The organism is Sphingobacterium thalpophilum (assembly GCF_038396785.1).
Taxonomy (GTDB): domain Bacteria; phylum Bacteroidota; class Bacteroidia; order Sphingobacteriales; family Sphingobacteriaceae; genus Sphingobacterium; species Sphingobacterium thalpophilum_A.
In genome coordinates this window covers 1,424,108-1,443,037 of record NZ_CP151087.1, presented here as the reverse complement: position 1 = coordinate 1,443,037, position 18,930 = coordinate 1,424,108, and the positions used below count along the sequence as shown (strand labels likewise).

At 41.1% G+C, this 18,930-nt stretch carries 18 protein-coding genes and 1 tRNA gene; 6 read left to right on the top strand and 13 right to left on the bottom strand.

The window, feature by feature from the left end; all coding sequences use genetic code 11:
* Nucleotides 1-116: 116 nt before the first annotated feature.
* Nucleotides 117-1,295 (bottom strand): FecR family protein, encoded by a 1,179-nt coding sequence (locus AACH28_RS06710; RefSeq protein ID WP_341832564.1) that lies wholly within the window; start codon nt 1,293-1,295, stop codon nt 117-119.
* A gap of 360 nt (nt 1,296-1,655) precedes the next feature.
* On the opposite strand from AACH28_RS06710, the gene AACH28_RS06705 reads away from it, so the two are divergent.
* Nucleotides 1,656-2,081, top strand: coding sequence for a hypothetical protein (locus tag AACH28_RS06705; RefSeq protein WP_070569779.1), 426 nt, complete (start codon nt 1,656-1,658; stop codon nt 2,079-2,081).
* On the opposite strand, the gene AACH28_RS06700 is transcribed toward AACH28_RS06705, so the two are convergent.
* From AACH28_RS06700 to AACH28_RS06685, 4 genes are all read right to left on the bottom strand, one after another.
* Nucleotides 2,062-2,934, bottom strand: a complete 873-nt coding sequence (locus tag AACH28_RS06700; protein WP_341832563.1) for a DMT family transporter — start codon at nt 2,932-2,934, stop codon at nt 2,062-2,064. The two genes, AACH28_RS06705 and AACH28_RS06700, sit on opposite strands and share 20 nt — an antisense overlap.
* Nucleotides 2,921-3,739, bottom strand: coding sequence for an alpha/beta hydrolase-fold protein (locus AACH28_RS06695; protein ID WP_341832562.1), 819 nt, complete (start codon nt 3,737-3,739; stop codon nt 2,921-2,923). The genes AACH28_RS06700 and AACH28_RS06695 overlap by 14 nt, the downstream gene beginning before the upstream one ends.
* A gap of 74 nt (nt 3,740-3,813) precedes the next feature.
* A complete protein-coding gene (locus AACH28_RS06690; protein ID WP_201639388.1) occupies nt 3,814-4,389 on the bottom strand; it encodes a Crp/Fnr family transcriptional regulator in 576 nt (191 codons plus the stop codon).
* 111 nt (nt 4,390-4,500) lie between these two features.
* A complete protein-coding gene (locus AACH28_RS06685; protein WP_341832561.1) occupies nt 4,501-5,058 on the bottom strand; it encodes a hypothetical protein in 558 nt (185 codons plus the stop codon).
* Nucleotides 5,059-5,165: 107 nt separating this feature from the next.
* On the opposite strand from AACH28_RS06685, the gene AACH28_RS06680 reads away from it, so the two are divergent.
* On the top strand, nt 5,166-5,531 hold the full coding sequence (locus AACH28_RS06680; protein ID WP_149525777.1) for a transposase: 366 nt from the start codon (nt 5,166-5,168) through the stop codon (nt 5,529-5,531).
* Nucleotides 5,532-5,646: 115 nt separating this feature from the next.
* Nucleotides 5,647-6,495, top strand: a complete 849-nt coding sequence (locus tag AACH28_RS06675) for a transposase (RefSeq protein ID WP_341831486.1) — start codon at nt 5,647-5,649, stop codon at nt 6,493-6,495.
* 131 nt (nt 6,496-6,626) lie between these two features.
* On the opposite strand, the gene AACH28_RS06670 is transcribed toward AACH28_RS06675, so the two are convergent.
* From AACH28_RS06670 to AACH28_RS06645, 6 genes are all read right to left on the bottom strand, one after another.
* Nucleotides 6,627-7,475, bottom strand: a complete 849-nt coding sequence (locus AACH28_RS06670) for a transposase (protein ID WP_341831486.1) — start codon at nt 7,473-7,475, stop codon at nt 6,627-6,629.
* 115 nt (nt 7,476-7,590) lie between these two features.
* A complete protein-coding gene (locus AACH28_RS06665) occupies nt 7,591-7,956 on the bottom strand; it encodes a transposase (protein ID WP_149525777.1) in 366 nt (121 codons plus the stop codon).
* Nucleotides 7,957-8,313: 357 nt separating this feature from the next.
* Nucleotides 8,314-8,386: transfer RNA gene (locus tag AACH28_RS06660), tRNA-Lys, on the bottom strand.
* A gap of 142 nt (nt 8,387-8,528) precedes the next feature.
* The gene (locus AACH28_RS06655) at nt 8,529-8,807 is read right to left on the bottom strand and encodes a lipopolysaccharide assembly protein LapA domain-containing protein (RefSeq protein ID WP_286766846.1); all 279 of its coding nucleotides are present in this window, start codon (nt 8,805-8,807) and stop codon (nt 8,529-8,531) included.
* A 55-nt stretch (nt 8,808-8,862) separates the two neighbouring features.
* Entirely contained in the window at nt 8,863-11,613 is a 2,751-nt protein-coding gene (locus AACH28_RS06650) for a heavy metal translocating P-type ATPase (RefSeq protein ID WP_341832560.1), read from the bottom strand.
* Nucleotides 11,614-11,870: 257 nt separating this feature from the next.
* Nucleotides 11,871-12,197: a hypothetical protein gene (locus AACH28_RS06645; RefSeq protein ID WP_341832559.1), complete on the bottom strand. Its 327-nt coding sequence runs from the start codon at nt 12,195-12,197 to the stop codon at nt 11,871-11,873.
* A gap of 176 nt (nt 12,198-12,373) precedes the next feature.
* Here AACH28_RS06645 and fbp point away from each other — a divergent pair, with 176 nt between their 5' ends.
* Together fbp and AACH28_RS06635 are read left to right on the top strand one after the other, a co-directional pair.
* Complete coding sequence (fbp, locus tag AACH28_RS06640) at nt 12,374-13,384, top strand: class 1 fructose-bisphosphatase (RefSeq protein WP_075992033.1); 1,011 nt, start codon at nt 12,374-12,376, stop codon at nt 13,382-13,384.
* 114 nt (nt 13,385-13,498) lie between these two features.
* Entirely contained in the window at nt 13,499-14,947 is a 1,449-nt protein-coding gene (locus AACH28_RS06635; RefSeq protein WP_286766849.1) for a L,D-transpeptidase family protein, read from the top strand.
* Between the two features lie 41 nt (nt 14,948-14,988).
* On the opposite strand, the gene AACH28_RS06630 is transcribed toward AACH28_RS06635, so the two are convergent.
* Nucleotides 14,989-16,521 (bottom strand): DUF3943 domain-containing protein, encoded by a 1,533-nt coding sequence (locus tag AACH28_RS06630; RefSeq protein WP_286766850.1) that lies wholly within the window; start codon nt 16,519-16,521, stop codon nt 14,989-14,991.
* 101 nt (nt 16,522-16,622) lie between these two features.
* On the opposite strand from AACH28_RS06630, the gene AACH28_RS06625 reads away from it, so the two are divergent.
* Nucleotides 16,623-18,155, top strand: a complete 1,533-nt coding sequence (locus tag AACH28_RS06625) for a SulP family inorganic anion transporter (protein ID WP_182332664.1) — start codon at nt 16,623-16,625, stop codon at nt 18,153-18,155.
* Here AACH28_RS06625 and AACH28_RS06620 read toward each other — a convergent pair.
* Nucleotides 18,139-18,747 (bottom strand): methyltransferase domain-containing protein, encoded by a 609-nt coding sequence (locus AACH28_RS06620; RefSeq protein WP_286766851.1) that lies wholly within the window; start codon nt 18,745-18,747, stop codon nt 18,139-18,141. The genes AACH28_RS06625 and AACH28_RS06620 overlap by 17 nt on opposite strands.
* Between the last annotated feature and the right edge of the window lie 183 nt (nt 18,748-18,930).

Sequence of the window (18,930 nt, the reverse complement as noted above, 5' to 3'; positions counted from 1 at the left end):
CGCTATTATGGCCGGTTAATGTTCGTAGCATTGATCGGCTTTTTAGTATCTCATCTTGTTTCGTCAAGTTGGTTTTATCATAATTGTTGTTTTTGGGTTATTTCATGGATAATTGGTTAGTTTGAAACAAAGAGTTTACGGATGCCATTTTCTTGGATCAATTCAAATTTAATATGGCTACGTTCCAAAATTTTTAGGACTGCCGATAGACTTTTCGTTCGTTGAATTTCGCCATATAATAGTGTTTCTTTTATCGGTTGCGTGTAGATGATTTGCAGGTCATACCATTGACCGATCAGTTGTAGGGCAGTATGAAGGTCCGTTTCATTAAAATAGAATTTATTGTCGAGCCATGCGATGTAGTTAGCGGGATCGACCACTTTTTTGGATAGTTGACCCGAAGCAAAGAGCGCTTGCTGATTGGGTCTGAGCTGTAACGTTTGCCCTTGCGCGGATAGATTGATGCTTCCCTCCACAAGCGTTGTACTACTTTGGGATTTCGAATAGGTGTTTACGTTGAATTCGGTACCGGTGACTTCGATGAGCTGTCCATTGGAAACGACCTGAAATGGAACCTTTTTATTTTTCGCAATTTTGAAATAGGCTTCACCGTCAACTTCAACAACACGTTTGTTTTTTGCAAAATGAAGCCGGTATTTGAGTGTTGTTTTCGCATTAAGTGTAATTTCTGAGCCATCTTCCAATTGCAGTTTCAACATTGTGCCGGCGGGGGTATTGACTGTGGCCATCAGATCTTCTTTTAAAGATTCGTTTTGTAGAACAGTACCGTCTTCGTAGGTCAATTTATCTCCTGAAACCAAGGCTCCTTTCTGACTCGATACCTGGAGTACTTTGCCATTCGAAAGTCGTATTTCAGCGTTGTTGTTCTGTGCTTCTACATCATTTAAGACCATTCGATCGCTGATCGGTGTAACCTGTTTTTTTACCACTATGAAATACATCAGACCACCTAAAGTTAGGCTTATTAAAGCTGCAGCGTAGGGTAGCAAACGCTTTAGGTTTCTTATAGGAGATGGTTTAATGGCGGAGGTTCGAATGGTTTCTAGGGTTTTTGTCTTTAACCTTTCGTTCCAATCCATCGTATCTGAGGCCTGGAGTAGGCTCCATTGATTTAAATCATTGATAAAATCATCGCGATCTAAAAGGTCTTCAAAAAAAATACGGTGTTCTGCTGATTCGTCCAACCATAGCTTTAAATCGGTCTTTTCATCCGACGTTAAGTTGTCGCCGATGTACTTTATGATTAGTTGTTTGATATCATCAGTCAATCTCATGGTGTATAATTTTAGATAGATACGTAACAGGAAGGATAAACCTAAGTAAAAAAATGAAAAAATATTCAGGTGTAGCATGCCGATAAACATTAAGCTCCATCCGTCCAATATCGTCAGGACCACGTCCAATAGTGCTTTGGCATTTATCTTTCAAGGATTAATTTGCATCTTTAAAAAGATTCTTGTCGTTTAAAGGTTACGCGGGTTTAGCAGTTATGCTATGTGAGAAGTCAGCCTTGAATTCGGTTTTGGAATTGAGGCGCTCGGAAGGGGCCTGGTCGAAATTTATTAAGGGAAAATAGGAGGGGACGAGAAGTTCAGGCCTCTTCGCGGTTTTGTTTATTTTAAAATATTGTGCCGATGAAAAGAAAGCTAAGTTTTATTTTTCTGCGAATTATAGGGTTTAGTGTATCGACGACCTTTGTCCTTACAGCCATACTTCAGGCAAATAATGAGGCTGCAAAAAGAGCACGTTGCTACATGCCCTTTTTTACAGAATCGTTGCTTTCATTCGTAGCACTCTGTATTGCGATTGGTACGATATCTATTTTTCTAAATTTAAATAAGCAATTCAGAAGCAGTAGGCTTGCACGGGCACTTTCCTTTGTTTTATTGCCCGCTGCTATTAGCCTATTGTTTTCGTCCTTTCTGATCCAAACTGGTGGAGCATCCAATATATTTGAAATGCTCCACATGGCTGCAACCATAGTTCCGGTTTGGGGGCTGATCTTATGGCAATATAATAGATTTAGTCGTTGGCTGGCTATTACGACTTACCAACATTAATTATGATGACAGCCATTAAAATCAGGAGTATGCCAAACCATTGGAACCCTGAAACAACTTCCTGCAGAACCAACATGGCAGATAAGGTTGAAACGGGGATTTCCAGACTTGAAATAATATTTCCCATCGCTATTCCAGTTTTCGGGATTCCCTTTGTAAATAGTAAGGGTGGAAGAATCGTTCCAAAAATGGCAATCAATAATCCCCAGGGTAATGCGTTAGGTTGTATATACCGAATAATATCCATGTTCCAAAATGCTACGATGAGCAGCAGTCCGCCTAAAACCAAGAATTGGCTTCGTACCGAACTCGGTAACTCTTTCTCCACTGTGCTTGAAGCATAAATTGCCAGCGTATAACTTATTCCCGCTCCGAAACCCAGTATTATTCCTCTGTAATCAAGCGCATTATTGTTTTGGAATAAATTGGTTGCTAAGGTCGTGCCGAGCAAAACAATAATCACTCCTGCTAGTTTACCTTTTGATGGGAGCTTTTTCAGTAGCACTGCTTCTGCCACTAAACTTATCCAAATAGACTGCATCAGCAGGATAATCCCAACGGATACGGGAATATATTGGATGGAGAGATAGTAAAGTGTTGTTGTTAGACCAAGGGAAATGCCCCAGACCATCAGTTTAATTTTTGATGAAAATTTGATGATGTTATGTTCTTTTGTGTGACGTTTTGACAACAGATTAAAGGCCAGCAAAAAGAGAAAACCAAACATAAACTGCAGAAAAGTCAACAAACTTGTGTGTATCCCTAAGTGGTTTGCATATTTCACAATTGTTGCGAGTAGTCCATAGCTGCAAGCGCCTGCAGCAACATAGAGTGTCGATCTATAATCCTTCATGTTGAAAGTAGTTTTGAAATAAAGCCAACTGTTGTGATAGTGATTTGCTCCAATAAACAGTATCGTGTCCGCCTTTTGATTCGATGTAAAGATGCTCGATGTTTTTGTTGGTCAGATGCTTGTGGAATGTACGGTTCATTTCCAGCATTTGCAGGTCTTCAGTTCCACAATCGAGGATATAGCGTTGTTTATTGTGCTTCATTTTATCTTCGTTGCTGTAGATGCGGTCTACATCGTTCAGATTTTTGAAATCGCCCAATACCTTGTCTACCTGATATTGCTGGTAGGCCTGTCCGAAGCGGTCAAAATCAAGTGCGCCGCATGAACTTCCGACGATCGAAAATGTTTGTGGGTAGGCTATGCCGATGTGCAATGCTCCGTAGCCACCCATGCTCCAGCCCAGTATTCCGCGCGCATTTCGGTTTTGTTGCGTCGGGTAGTGATGATCGATGTAATTGACTAGCTCATTTCCGATAAAGGTGCTGTACTGTGAATGTGGATCGATGGGGCTATCTACGTACCAAGAATTGAAATTTCCATCTGGTAGCACGTAAATAGTCTGAAAAGTTTTTGCTTTTTGGATTAAGTCGGGAATGTCTTCTTGCACTGTACGGGTGGGGGTGCCGCTATAACCATGGAGAATATAAACTGTTTTATAATTGATCCCGTCTTTCATGTCGGGCGTAATTATAATGGTTTCAATGTTTTTGTCCATTTTGGCACTATGGATTTTTGTCTTAACGACTTTTTGTGCCGCCAGTGGTAGGCTAAGGGCAGAAAATAGGAGGGTGTATACTGTTTTCATAGCTTAAAATTTTATCTTTATAAGGCAAAATTCAAGAGTATAATCTTTAAAAACGTATACAGATGTTGATGGAATTATTCTTTTAATTCCTTACGGATGCGGCTTAATTGCGTGGGAGTTACACCAAGATAGGAGGCGATATGATGCTGTTTGAGGCGTTTGAAAAGCACTTGATTCTGATGAAGTTCAAGGTAACGTTCCTTCGCAGATTCCCATTTCAGCTCGATTTCAAGTGGTTCTTTTTTGACCACCCAATTCTTTTCCAGGTAGGCTATCTGAAAGAGTGCTAAATCATGCTTTGTCCGGACAAGCTCACGGAAAGCCTTGGCAGAATACTGAATCAACTCAACATCTTCGAGTGCAACGATGTTGAACGCGCTCGGTGTTTCTGTGATGATGGCGGCGGTGGAAGCACAAAAGCTATTTTCTTCAAAAAACATTTTATAGATGGTATTACCATCAGCGTCTAATTTATAATAGCCTAATAATCCTTTGCAGATAAAATAATAGTACTTGGCATATTCTCCAGCACGTAGAATATGTTCATTTTTTTTGAACTGCTTCACCTGAAAGATAGTTTTCAAAATGTCTGTTGTTTCTGCACTGAGCGCAGCATAAGTATTCATTTCGAAGAGTAGTTTTTCTATCATCTGGGGCAATTGTTTTTGTACATGCTGGTCTGTCTTATTAACAAAGTTAGTGAAATGACAGCTGCAATAGTGTCTTTACGGACTGTAACTTGGAAATTAATGATTTTTACACTAGTCTTTGATGTAATACTCTGTTCCATTTAAGCCGACATAGATTTCCTTATCTAGGTCACCGCGATAGCCAATAAATAGCGGATACTGCTGTTCACGTAGTGGATTATTATAAAGTTCCTCGATATTCGCATACTTTGCTTTAACAACGATCTGATTGGTTTCGCTATTTTTTATTCCCTTCAGTAAAGTGTGTTCACTGGTAAAATCTATGTAGGGTATTTCTTTTCGTTTGGGCTGAAAAACCAATTTAACACCTTCTTCAATCAACTCCTTGTTTTTTGTTCGAAATTCCTGAATGGATTGCTCGTCCGGAAATAGTTGTTTTCCGTTCCGGTTGTCTCTGATGTGTTGAAAGAGTGTGTTTTGATCTATGTTGTCGCTATAATAAACAGTTGAATTTTTGTACAGATAAATGGTTGTTTCACCTGTTTTAAAATCGGTTGGATTGTATTTATATACTCGTGTACCCTTTTTATCGATGCGGTATCGCTCACCATTGAATAGAACCCAGGCATAGTCTGCTGTTCCATATTTAATGATCTCGGCATTATTCACATGGAAAAGTTGGAAATTGTAATCAGCCTCGAATAATTCGGATCATGTACAAAAGTTGTGGAGGGGATAAAAAATAATTAGATATTTGTGCTTTGATATTTATACAGATGCACGAATCTTTTAACGCGTTAATGCCCTTAATTATTCCCGAAGGAGTTTCCGATTATTTTGAGATGACCCACTATTCCAAAGAAGAAAAAAGACTGGATATCTTTCTGGAGGAACTCAATAATACACCTGAAGAATATCAAGGCCAGAAGTTGATTTCCAAGGGGTTTTTCGAACCCGTTACCCTTCAAGATTTTCCTATCCGTGGCATGCAGGTCTATCTTCATGTCAAGCGCCGCAGGTGGCTCAACCAGGATACCGATAAAGTAGTCTACAGAAATTGGGAACTAGTAGCCAAAGGGACGCGCATCACACAGGATTTCGCAGCTTTTTTAAAAGGTATCAGCGGACAACCAGGCTCATAGCATTCAGACCATCAGTTCATTCTATGGGATATCAGCCAGTAAACTAAGGAGATACTACCGCAATAAACTGAGCGGTTTCCAGGATTGGGAGCATCGCGAAAATGCGCGAGATGGATTGACCTTCCCACAGAATGTCAGCGGCCATCTTTCTATTGACGAGACCTGCCTATCCCATGGCGAGCTCTATACCGTTGTCACCAATAAAGAAGCACGGGGCAAAAAAGGGACCATTGTAGCCATACTGAACGGGACAAAATCAGAGAACATTATCCCGATCCTTCAAAAGATCCCACAGAGATTACGAAATAAAGTTCAAGAGATAACGCTTGATTTAGCCGGTAATATGGGATTGATAGCCAAAAGATGCTTTCCCAATGCTGTTCAGGTAATAGACCGTTTCCATGTTCAGCAACTTGCTAACGAAGCGCTTCAGGAAATAAGGATAAAGCACCGCTGGCAGGCCATTGACGATGAAAATCAAGCAATTGACCAAGCACGAAAGAATAAGGAAACCTATTTTCCGGAAGTCCTATCCAACAGTGAAACCATCAAACAGTTACTTGCAAGAAGCCGATACCTGCTTTATAAAAGTGAACATAAATGGACTTACGAGCAAAGAGAAAGGGCTGCTGTACTCTTTGAGCGATATCCCGATATTGAAAAGGCGTACAGGCTATCCCAAGAACTCTCTTGGATATTCAACACCACCATAGATAAGATCTACGCCTTTACAAGGTTGGCAAAATGGGCGGATAAAGTGGAACAGGCCGGCTTCAAGTCATTCAACACCGTCTCCAGAACCATAAATATCCATCACAAAAAAATATTGAACTACTTCGACAACAAGAGTACAAATGCTTCAGCAGAATCTTTCAATGCAAAGATAAAAGCTTTCAGAAGTCAGTTTAGAGGTGTAGGTGACATCAATTTCTTCCTGTTCAGATTGACCAAATTATTTGCGTAGTCCACAGGTTTTGAAACTGATCCCACTCATGCAGAACAGCTTATATGGCTACTCTGACAAATCGCTAAACATTAAGATAAAAGCGCTTTTTGAAAAGGCAGAATTATTGGATCAGTTTCAAAACCTGTGGACTACGCAAATAATTTGGTCAATCTGAACAGGAAGAAATTGATGTCACCTACACCTCTAAACTGACTTCTGAAAGCTTTTATCTTTGCATTGAAAGATTCTGCTGAAGCATTTGTACTCTTGTTGTCGAAGTAGTTCAATATTTTTTTGTGATGGATATTTATGGTTCTGGAGACGGTGTTGAATGACTTGAAGCCGGCCTGTTCCACTTTATCCGCCCATTTTGCCAACCTTGTAAAGGCGTAGATCTTATCTATGGTGGTGTTGAATATCCAAGAGAGTTCTTGGGATAGCCTGTACGCCTTTTCAATATCGGGATATCGCTCAAAGAGTACAGCAGCCCTTTCTCTTTGCTCGTAAGTCCATTTATGTTCACTTTTATAAAGCAGGTATCGGCTTCTTGCAAGTAACTGTTTGATGGTTTCACTGTTGGATAGGACTTCCGGAAAATAGGTTTCCTTATTCTTTCGTGCTTGGTCAATTGCTTGATTTTCATCGTCAATGGCCTGCCAGCGGTGCTTTATCCTTATTTCCTGAAGCGCTTCGTTAGCAAGTTGCTGAACATGGAAACGGTCTATTACCTGAACAGCATTGGGAAAGCATCTTTTGGCTATCAATCCCATATTACCGGCTAAATCAAGCGTTATCTCTTGAACTTTATTTCGTAATCTCTGTGGGATCTTTTGAAGGATCGGGATAATGTTCTCTGATTTTGTCCCGTTCAGTATGGCTACAATGGTCCCTTTTTTGCCCCGTGCTTCTTTATTGGTGACAACGGTATAGAGCTCGCCATGGGATAGGCAGGTCTCGTCAATAGAAAGATGGCCGCTGACATTCTGTGGGAAGGTCAATCCATCTCGCGCATTTTCGCGATGCTCCCAATCCTGGAAACCGCTCAGTTTATTGCGGTAGTATCTCCTTAGTTTACTGGCTGATATCCCATAGAATGAACTGATGGTCTGAATGCTATGAGCCTGGTTGTCCGCTGATACCTTTTAAAAAAGCTGCGAAATCCTGTGTGATGCGCGTCCCTTTGGCTACTAGTTCCCAATTTCTGTAGACTACTTTATCGGTATCCTGGTTGAGCCACCTGCGGCGCTTGACATGAAGATAGACCTGCATGCCACGGATAGGAAAATCTTGAAGGGTAACGGGTTCGAAAAACCCCTTGGAAATCAACTTCTGGCCTTGATATTCTTCAGGTGTATTATTGAGTTCCTCCAGAAAGATATCCAGTCTTTTTTCTTCTTTGGAATAGTGGGTCATCTCAAAATAATCGGAAACTCCTTCGGGAATAATTAAGGGCATTAACGCGTTAAAAGATTCGTGCATCTGTATAAATATCAAAGCACAAATATCTAATTATTTTTTATCCCCTCCACAACTTTTGTACATGATCCCATGAGTGTCGGAATTAAATCAGGATACGCCAAATCTGTTGAGGCTAATTTATCTTGGGCATGAGCAGGAATACATAAAAAGGTTAGAAGAAGTAAAACAAAATTTTTCATCCGTTGTGCTATTTAATGTGCCTAACAAAGCTATTAAATTAGCTCTGTAAAAAAATCAATGGAAATAGTGATTTTTAATATTGCTGAGCCTGGAAAGGATCCAACCCGGCCGACCCTTCTTTCGAATCCCAGCGGGATCACAAAAGAAAAGCTAATCGAAAGATTAGCTTTTCTTTTGTGATCCCGCTGGGATTCGAACCCAGGACCCATACATTAAAAGTGTATTGCTCTACCAGCTGAGCTACGGAATCTTACTTCTTTGTTTTTGAACTACCGTTCCTTGTTTGAAGTGATGCAAAGATAGGGTTAATCCCTATTCCACGCAAGTATTTGTGCGATAAAAATGCGCTAAGGCCGTTTAGGGCTTCATTTTTAGTGATTTATTTTTTTTGTTTAGGATAGAAATTCCCGGTCTTCATCCGATAATTGGGACTTTCTGTCGCTGTTTTCTTCTTCCGATTCGTCTATTTCTTCCTCTTCATACGCCCGCTGTTTCTTTTTTCCGATTTTCAATAGGGATACAAATACAATTCCTGCAATAAAAAAGACCAATAATAGCTTCCATAGTGCCACTTGTGATTCCCCGAGAAAATTGAGCTGCACCGATTGCGGATTTTTGACACACACAACTGTGATGATAACCGTTATCAAGATTAAAAAGATATTACGCATGTTACTGTAAACTATATGTCGTTATTCTAACAGCGAATATAGGGAATATCTGTTTTTAATCGATATCGATCTTTGCACGATTTAAGCGTAAAGAATTCAAGATAACCGAAACGGAGCTGAAACTCATTGCAGCGGCAGCAATCATCGGGGACAGGAGAATTCCGAAAGAAGGATATAGAAGTCCGGCAGCCAATGGAATCCCGAGTATATTATAGACGAAAGCAAAACCCAGGTTCTCCTTAATATTACGGAGTAGTTTTTGGCTCAGTACCTTTGCTTTGGCTATTCCGATAAGGTCTCCTTTCAGCAAAGTGAGTGAAGCGCTTTGTATGGCAACATCGGTCCCTGTGCCCATGGCAATGCCGATATCGGCTTGAGCAAGGGCAGGGGCATCATTGATACCATCACCAGCCATAGCCACCACATGTCCTTTTTGCTGTAACGCATGAATTTCCTGCAATTTATCTTTGGGCAAGGCATTGGCTTTGAAATGCTTGATGCCAACTTGATCCGCCACAGCCCTTGCCGTATGGATATTATCTCCCGTCAGCATAACGACATCGACTTTATGCTGTATAAGATATTGGATTGCACGCTTCGAAGAGGCTTTTATTTGATCTGAAATACTAAAATACCCCAATAAGCTACTGTCTTTTGCAAGGAAGGATACCGTCTTTCCATGGGATTGAGCAGTTTCGGCCATCTGCTTCATATCATGAGGAATTGTTATGCCGATAGACTCCATCAACAATTGATTGCCCAGTGCTATGCTATGTCCAGCTATATTTCCCTTGATTCCTTGCCCGGCAACATTTTCAAAATCGGAAACTGCAAGGTCCGTTTTACTATTTTCCTTTTTTGCCCTTTCAATAATAGCATGACCTAATGGATGTGTGCTATTGGCGTTTAAAGCGGCAGCCAAAGATAATATCTCGTCTTTGCTGCTGGAAGAGTTTGGCTGAATATCATCAACGGTGGGTTTTCCTTCGGTGATGGTACCTGTTTTGTCTGTTAGAACCACATCCACTTGGTTCATTTTTTCCAGCGCACTTGCATCTTTGATCAGGATCCCATGTTTGGCCCCTTTGCCGACACCCACCATGACAGACATCGGTGTAGCGAGTCCCAAGGCACAGGGGCAGGCGACAATAAGTACGGCAAGTGCATTGGCAAAGCCGAATGCTAAGGAAGCGGAAGGAACCCAAAGCCACCAGGTAAGAAATGTCAAAATTGCAATAATGATGACAATCGGGACAAATATCTCGGATACTTTATCCGTTAATCGTTGAATGGGTGCCTTGCTTCTGCTCGCATCATTGACGAGTTGAATGATCTGAGCCAGTAGTGTGTCCGAACCGATACGCTCTGCTTTCATGAGGAAACTGCGGTCGCCATTGATTGTTCCTGAACTGACATGATCTCCTGTTTGCTTTTCTACGGGAATAGGTTCACCCGTCAGCATGGATTCATCAATGTTACTGTTGCCATCCGTAATCTGTCCGTCAACGGGGATTTTGTCCCCGGGTTTTACTTTGAGTATATCTCCGAGTTGAATTTGATCTATGCCGATCTTTTTATCTATTCCATTTTCCACGCGCGTAGCTTCGGAAGGGCTCAGCTTGATCAGCTCTTTGATTGCCGAATTGGTTTTGGAATGTGCTTTGGCCTCCATCACCTGGCCTAATAATACCAAAGTCAATATGACGGTAACGGATTCGAAGTAAAGTGCAATGTAGCCATGGTGATTTTTTAATTCAGCAGGGAATACCTGCGGAAAAAATAGGCCAACCAAACTATAGACAAACGCAGCTCCAGCACCAAGTGCAATCAGGCTAAACATATTAAGGCGCCAGGTTTTGAAAGATACCCAGCCCCGTTGAAAAAAAGACCAACAGGTATAAAAAACAACCGGCAGGGATAAAGCCAGCTGAACCCAACCAGACCAACTCGGCGAAATGATTTTACCTATTGGATTACCGGGAAGCATTTCACCCATGGAAAGTATAAAGATCGGGACCGTAAATAGGATAGAGACCCATAATTTCATGCGTAGATCACGATATGTGTGATCGTCGGCCTCATCATTCCCATTGGCAATAGGCACAAGGTCCATACCGCATATAGGGCAATTTCCAGGATGATCTTGTACAATCTCAGGATGCATAGGACAGGTATATTGAAGATCTGTCTTTAACATGGGTACCTTTTCCAGATTCATGCCGCATACCGGACAGTTTCCGGGTTCATTATAGCGTTTGTCTCCCTCACAATGCATCGGACAATAGTATTGATCAGCAGACGTATGACCATGTGCTTTGTCAGGTGTAGATATTGTCTGTGATTGATGTACCGTGGCATTTGACTGAGCGGAATGATTGTGTTGCTGTTCGTGTTGGATATGCAAGGTCGCTGCATGCTCAGTATGCAGCTTATTTTTAATTGCTGTTTCTGCATCGAGCTTCACCAAATGCATACCACAAATCGGACAATTTCCTGGCTGGCTGTACGTTTTTTCACCTTCGCAATGCATGGGGCAGCCATATCTCTCCGAAGCTTGTGCTACAATGTGTTGATCGGACTGTAGATCACCCTGATGCTTATGTATTTCGCTGAGTTGATAAGGACCTAATTTTGATATTATTTCCTGTAATTGCTGTAACGGAATATGTTTCTGGGATGTTACTGTCATGCTTGGCGGGTTTAAAGTTACCTCGGCATGAACCCCAGGAAGCTCATTCAATGCATGTTCGATTGTGGTTCTACATCCATCACAGGACATTCCCGAAAGTGTATAGTGGTGTTGCATAGCGTTGTCTTTGTTGCCTAAAGTTAAACGTTATATCGAGGTGATTTTTACACTTTTACCGGGTTTTCTTGTAAAATTTCCCGTTGATAATATGTGCTTCCGGTTTGCTCTCATTTTCTAGGTCGAACCAGCGTTATAGTCTTCCGGAGACGAAATATGGTGTAAAAAAAACAGCGAAACTACGCTATGTTAAACACAACCGAACTATGTTTTGTTTGCTCTGGGGATAGGTATGGGATAGGGGAATTTCCCTTTGATTAAGCCAGTAGCATTACTTGGGGATGTTTTATCAATGTATTGATGGTTACTTGTTCTTTCAGAACTGCTTCGTGAAAAGGCGCCGGGACCATCAATTTAAATGTTTTTCGGGCGGTTTTTACTAGGAAAAGAGCACCGTGAATCACTTGCTTATCGTCGATGATCAACGTGTGCTGTGTTGCCGGCTGATTGCCTAATTTTTCCTTTTCGATGAGTTGTATTATTTGTTGCATTGTATCAGAATATTTAGCCAAAATTACCAAATACTTAGCATTTATTGTTTTTTTTCTAATCGTTGCTATTTGAAATTTATCCACTGCTTTCAACCTTTTATTATTTTTTTAATAGCTAATAATCGTTTTAGCAAAGAAGAGTTTTCAAAACATAGCGCAATCGATTGCGTATTTAGTCTGCTAAAATGCTAAATATGAGAAGGATGTATTTGCTAAAGTTTGTTTAACTTTTTTAGCTTTGTGCAACAAATATCCAATAAAACAACATTATGAGTGGTATAACTACACTAGGTCAATTTATCATTGAAAAACAGGCCGATTTTCCGTATGCTAAAGGGGAGCTTTCTAGACTACTGCGCGATATTGGAATCGCAGCAAAAATTGTAAATAGAGAGGTTAATAAAGCGGGATTGGTTGATATTTTAGGCGATGCAGGCCAGGTCAATGTGCAGGGCGAGGGACAAAAGAAACTGGATGTTTATGCCGATGAGCAGTTTATCAAAGCGCTTCAAAGTGGGGGAGAATGCTGTGTAGTTGCCTCAGAGGAACATGAAAATCCAGTGTATATCCAATCAGGGGTTTCCAAAAATGCGAAATATATTGTGTGTATTGACCCGCTGGATGGCTCAAGCAATATCGATGTTAACGTATCTGTGGGGACGATTTTTTCCATTTATCGACGAATTTCTGATACGGGTGTTTCTTGTAATAGCAATGATATTTTACAGCATGGAACGAAACAGGTCGCTGCAGGTTATGTAATCTATGGTAGTTCAACCATGTTGGTGTACACAACGGGAAAGGGCGTAAACGGATTCACATTGGATCCTTCGATCGGCGAGTTTTGTTTATCCCATCCTGATATGAAAATTCCGGCTTCGGGTCAAATTTATTCGATTAACGAAGGAAATTATTCCAAATTTCCAAACGGCGTTAAGCAATATATCAAATATTGCCAAATGGAGGACAGTGCAACGCAACGCCCCTATGCATCGCGGTATATCGGCTCAATGGTCGCCGATATACACCGCAATCTCCTCAAAGGGGGCATCTTTCTTTATCCAACGACTTCTGCGCACCCTAATGGTAAGCTAAGATTGATGTATGAGTGCAATCCAATTGCCTTCATCATTGAGCAGGCAGGGGGTAAAGCTTCGAATGGATCTCAGCGTATACTAGATATTGAGCCAAAAACTTTGCACCAGCGATCAGCAGCTTTTTTGGGTAATACCGATATGGTGGAATTGCTGGAAGATTTCCTGGAAAAATACAGTGATTGATTCTGTAGTGATTCAATGACAGGTAAGATTCTTTAGACAATAAGAATTATTTATCTTTGTCCTCAGAAAATGGCTTCATTATTGCGAAGCCATTTCTTTTTCACGATTTGTAATATGTTACGATTTTTAGTTTTTATTTCATTTGTTTCAGTAGTATTTTTTTCTTGTAAAGATAATCCTCCGACTTATGGCGATGTGTTGGCGAAAGAGTTTGAAAATAAGTCCTATAAGGATTTTGACACAGCAGCTTATGTAAAAGTCTTCCGTGAAGTGTATGGCAAGGAAAAACCTCAATTGGTTAATCCGAGCTGGATGAAGGAATTATCGGATTCTACTGAAGGGATGACTTTAATTGCCGAACACCTTTTTGACGGTAGTATCGACACCATGTTAACGTACTTTGAACGAAGCGATGCGCATGGTATTCGAACTAGTTATTTCCATACGGCTGCGATTAAGGAAACATTATCTTCGCTTCGAAAACTGAAAACCAAAGATGTTGCTGAAGTTTATCCCTTATTGGCCAAACTTGACTTATTGAGTACTGATGGGCTGGTGGCTTATATTAGCAGCATAAAATATGGTGTGGTCAACCCCAAACGCCTTTATGGACGATATTTCGTTCCTCAAAAGCGTATGAGCTATGGCAAAGTTGTACAAATGCTGGATAGTGTAAAAATTGGAACTGTGTTGACCGATATCCAACCTAAAAATCAGTATTACACCAGGTTTCAGGATCTATTGGAAAACGGGAACCTAAACAGTGCACAACGAAGCCAGGTGTTAATGGTATTGGAAAAATTGCGCTGGATGGGAGATGCTTTTCCGGAGAAATATGTATTTGTGAACATACCTGAACAACGGTTACATATTATGGAAGAAGGGAAGACAAGTCAACTGATGAATGTGTGTGTAGGTGAAACTGATAATCCCGCCTATACGCGGAAAGGTGAGAATCACGAGACGCCTGTCATGCAAGGGGTGTTGGATGCCATGCAAGTAAATCCTGTATGGAATATTCCAAGCAGTATTGTCAAGAAAGAGTTATTGTCAAGCGTTCGAAATAATCCAAACTATCTGGCTTCGCGTAATATGGTAGCCTACTACAAAGGTAAACAAGTGGACCCTGCAACGGTCAACTGGAATTCGGATTCTGTGGAGAATTTTCGTTTTAAACAAAATCCTGGTTCGGATAATTCATTGGGGAATGTGAAGTTTTTGTTTGAGAACCCCTATTCCATTTATCTGCACGATACGCCTGCAAAACAAATGTTTGGGCAGAGCAATCGCGCAGTGAGCCATGGTTGTGTGCGTGTTGAAAAACCCGTTGATTTGGCGTCTTACCTTGTCAATAATGAAAAACAGGCCGAAAAAATTGCAAAAGAAATTACGACAGATTCGATCTCAAAATCACGTTGGGTAACACTTAAACGGCAGATGCCAGTTTATATCACCTATTATACAACCTGGTTGGATGACGAAGGGAAACTTGTTACGTATCCGGATATATATGGTTATGATCCGCGTTTGAAGGAAGCGTTAAAGAAATATTGGGCAAATTAATCAAAAAGGCTTAACTCATTTAGTTAAGCCTTTTTTTATAGCTAGTATTCAGAGTTGTAGGCTAGTGCTATCCGGACAAAAGGATAGTCTTTGTTGACATTGTTATGGTCTTGATAATGACCTTCCAATCTAAAGTAACCGGAGTAAAGGTTGACACCAAAATTTTTCCAGATACGCATTGAAGCACTCGTGGATACCGCGTGTAGAAAATGGTGGGATTTGTTGCCACTGATTGTGACAAAATATCCGCCACGATAATCTACACCAAATTTAAAGCGGTTTAATGTGCTCAATGTGGCTGAAGCCCTAACATCGGCCCCGGGGCCATAATCGTATGTACGGCTTTCACCAAAATGGAGATAAGGATCGGGTACAGCGGCCAATACCACTGGACCACCACCAAGGATGGTTGTCAGCTTGGTACGGCTACCAATATTGAAGTTTGAAAAAACATTGTAATTGATGCTCTGTGATCCGTAATAAAAAGCTTCATTGCGTAGAAAGTCGAAATGCGCAGACACAATACCACGGTGACGTCCCGTTAAATTGGATAAAATACGGTTACCGTATAACGAGGCATACACATTGACCGCATTGACGATGGAACTATCATCTGATCCAAGTTCCAAATTGAGAAAGAAGTCATCAAAGGGTTTCTTTTTGTCTAGATCATCGTTGGTGTAAATCAGTTTGATACGCGCATAGATATCATTCTTTCCTTTATTCAAGATATCATGTTCCTTGGCATCAAACCGTCTTAGCCCCAATTCAACTTCGGTGTGTACTAAAGAACTGTCGACCACCGCACCTTTTACCTTATCTCCCCAGCGCCCGTCGAGCAGACGGTTGAGCCCGTTTATCGGATTGATCAGCATGGCCAATAGTTCTTTTTTATTACGTTGTCCTTTGGTCAGACTCGGGCGCGAAAGAATATGATGCGATAGTCTATGGGTCATTTCACCTAAAATAGTACCACCAAAACTTGTGTTGATGATATCATTGATGGATGGTGGTTCTGTTTCACCTGCAGTTTCCCAGATATAGCTACCAGCTACGGTTGCTGCTGTCGATTGTAGAAAACTGTAGTTGTTGGATCGGAACGAATTAAAATAAAACTGACCGTGATAAGGATGCGCTATTTGATTTGTTGCAAAGAGATTGTCGTCCCAGGTCCAGGCAGACAGTTTTAAATGGCTAAAGAAGTTTTTAAAGGAAATATGCGAAACAGGATCTTTTCGAATGAAGTAATTAACCGAAGCAGGAATAGCTTGGATGGAAAACCACTCAATTCCCGCCCTTAAGAAGTTCTTCTTTTGGTAATCGAATAGACTGTCTGTTTGTTTTACGTTGATAAGATGATTGTTCCAATGTCGTGGTTGCCCATCGTGGTACATGGGATATTTTTCGACAGGTTTCGCTCGAAATAGGCTATCTGAAGTCATTAAGGATTCTCTAGCTGGTAGGAATGCAGCCTTACTAGGCCCTATACTCCCGAGCTGGACAAGCAACAAAAAGATACATATTAAGAGACTATAATGACGTTGGTTAATGCGTTGTTTGATCGAAATGAACATACTGTTTTGCGATAAAATTTGTAAAGAATAACAAATATAGGGGAAAAGTGTTTGTGTGATTAGTACCTTTGCGGCAATTATCCTGTTCTAGTAATTCAAAAATGAACAATACCTTTGAAATATTCAATATAAAATCGATTAATCTTAAGAATGAGTTGTTTGCAGGATTAACGGTCGCAATGACAATGATTCCGGAATCACTCTCATTTGCAATTTTAGCCGGGCTACCACCCTTGACCGGACTTTACGCAGCATTTTTAATGGGTTTGATCACTTCCGTTTTGGGAGGTAGGCCAGGGATGGTATCTGGAGGTGCTGGCGCAACAGTGGTTGTATTGATGGCCCTGGCGGCAAGTCACGGTATTGATTACCTGTTTGCTGCGGTCGTCTTGGCGGGGCTCCTGCAATTTTTAGTCGGGCTTTTTAAATGGGGGAAATTTGTGCGCTTGATTCCACAGCCTGTTATGTACGGTTTTTTAAACGGACTGGCCATTATCATTTTTATGGCTCAAGTAGTCCAATTTAAGGTGAATACCGGGCAGGGGGCGGAGTGGATGTCGGGAAGTACCTTATACATCATGGGGGGATTGACTCTGCTGACGATGTTGATTGTGATTGGATTTCCGCGGATAACGAAGGCTGTTCCAGCCTCTTTAATCGCTATTTTGGTTGTATTTGGCCTGGTTTCTCTTTTAGGTATTGATACCAAAAAAGTAGTAGATATTGCCTCTGTTAGTGGGACATTGCCACATCTACATTTACCTAATGTACCCCTGAGCTGGGAAACATTGCAACTGATTTTTCCGTATTCTTTGGTGATGGCTGGAGTAGGGTTGGTGGAGTCGCTTTTGACACTGAACATGGTGGACGAAATAACGGCGAGTAAAGGAAATGCAAACCGCGAATCCATGGCACAGGGGATAGCCAATACAATCAATGGATTTTTTGGGGGAATGGGTGGATGTGCCATGGTTGCTCAAACACTGGTCAATTTAAATGCTGGTGCACGCACGCGGCTTTCTTCTTTTATTGGAGCGATGACCATCTTAGTGATTATTTTGGTAGGTGCTCCTTTTATTGAGCAGATACCCATGGCCGCGTTGGTCGGTGTGATGATGATGGTAGCCATTGGAACCTTCCAATGGGTGAGCCTACGGATTGTGAATAAATTTCCCAAATCAGATATTTTCGTTGGGATTATTGTCGCCGGAATTACCGTGGTTTTACATAATTTGGCACTTGCGGTGCTTATTGGTGTAGTGGTATCCGCACTTGTATTTGCCTGGGATAATGCGAAGCGCATTCGGGCAAGAAAATATTTGGATGCCGAGGGCATCAAGCATTATGAAATCTATGGCCCTCTTTTCTTTGGTTCGACAGCTAATTTTTTGGATAAATTTGATGTTTTGGAAGATCCCGAGCGCGTGATTTTAGATTTTAAGGAAAGTCGTGTGGTGGATATGTCCGCCGTGGATGCACTCAACAAAATTACCGAACGCTACGCTGCACAAGGGAAAAAAATCGAATTGTGGCACCTCAGTGAAGATTGTCGCTCTTTGTTAAAAAATGCTGCGGGCATTGTGAAGGTCAATATCATGGAAGATCCAACCTATCGGGTCATGCCGGGCAAGTAGACTCTTTTTTGCGCAGCTCAAAAAAAAGTTCATTTCCCTGTCTTTGGGGAATACTGTTGGTTGAATCTGTTAGCTGTAAAATGTCAAATTGCGATGCGAATAATTGTTGATATTCCGTTTGATCTCCACCGAAAGGTGGTCCTTGTTGCGCAAAATCCCGTTTGAACAATAAACCCGTCAGAATACCCTGCTGCTTGAGCAAAGTATGCATTTGTTGTACGTAGCTGGGGCGTAATGAAGGATCCAGTGCACAAAAAAATGTTTGCTCAATTATATAGTCGTACTGACCCAGGTGCTGGAAAAAATCTTGACATAAAATTTGGATCTGAGGGCTATTGGCAAACTCCTTTCTTACCTTCGCAACAAGGGTCGGAGCGATATCAAGTAAGGTAATTTGATGGAACCCCATGTCAAGTAGAGCCTTTGCTTCATAAGCATTTCCACAACCGGGAATTAGAATAGAGGCATCTTTCGCAATAGACTCCGCTGCATAGTTGATAATAGCAGGAGAGGCATAACCAATATCCCAGCCTGTTGCTTTGTTCTTATAACGTTCATCCCAATAGTTTCCATCCAATAGTGAAGAATTCATAGCTGTTTTGTTCTATATGCTTTAGCAATTTACATAAATATTAGGTTAATAGGGTGCTTCTCTTTGCTGAAAATTGCTTTTAGCTACCCGCTCGGAAGTTGATTTTATTTAGTTGATTTGGACTATTGTGGTCAAAGTTCGATTGGCAAGATGTCGTATTGGAGAGAAATCTTGAAATTCACT

Excerpts from the sequence above, each read along its gene's own strand:
- AACH28_RS06690 (WP_201639388.1), bottom strand. The coding sequence starts at position 4,389 with ATGATAGAAAAACTACTCTTCGAAATGAATACTTATGCTGCGCTCAGT.
- AACH28_RS06680 (WP_149525777.1), top strand. The coding sequence starts at position 5,166 with ATGCACGAATCTTTTAACGCGTTAATGCCCTTAATTATTCCCGAAGGA.
- AACH28_RS06635 (WP_286766849.1), top strand. The coding sequence starts at position 13,499 with ATGTTACGATTTTTAGTTTTTATTTCATTTGTTTCAGTAGTATTTTTT.
- AACH28_RS06630 (WP_286766850.1), bottom strand. The coding sequence starts at position 16,521 with ATGTTCATTTCGATCAAACAACGCATTAACCAACGTCATTATAGTCTC.
- fbp (WP_075992033.1), top strand. The coding sequence starts at position 12,374 with ATGAGTGGTATAACTACACTAGGTCAATTTATCATTGAAAAACAGGCC.
- AACH28_RS06665 (WP_149525777.1), bottom strand. The coding sequence starts at position 7,956 with ATGCACGAATCTTTTAACGCGTTAATGCCCTTAATTATTCCCGAAGGA.
- AACH28_RS06650 (WP_341832560.1), bottom strand. The coding sequence starts at position 11,613 with ATGCAACACCACTATACACTTTCGGGAATGTCCTGTGATGGATGTAGA.
- AACH28_RS06620 (WP_286766851.1), bottom strand. The coding sequence starts at position 18,747 with ATGAATTCTTCACTATTGGATGGAAACTATTGGGATGAACGTTATAAG.
- AACH28_RS06695 (WP_341832562.1), bottom strand. The coding sequence starts at position 3,739 with ATGAAAACAGTATACACCCTCCTATTTTCTGCCCTTAGCCTACCACTG.
- AACH28_RS06710 (WP_341832564.1), bottom strand. The coding sequence starts at position 1,295 with ATGAGATTGACTGATGATATCAAACAACTAATCATAAAGTACATCGGC.
- AACH28_RS06625 (WP_182332664.1), top strand. The coding sequence starts at position 16,623 with ATGAACAATACCTTTGAAATATTCAATATAAAATCGATTAATCTTAAG.
- AACH28_RS06705 (WP_070569779.1), top strand. The coding sequence starts at position 1,656 with ATGAAAAGAAAGCTAAGTTTTATTTTTCTGCGAATTATAGGGTTTAGT.
- AACH28_RS06700 (WP_341832563.1), bottom strand. The coding sequence starts at position 2,934 with ATGAAGGATTATAGATCGACACTCTATGTTGCTGCAGGCGCTTGCAGC.
- AACH28_RS06655 (WP_286766846.1), bottom strand. The coding sequence starts at position 8,807 with ATGCGTAATATCTTTTTAATCTTGATAACGGTTATCATCACAGTTGTG.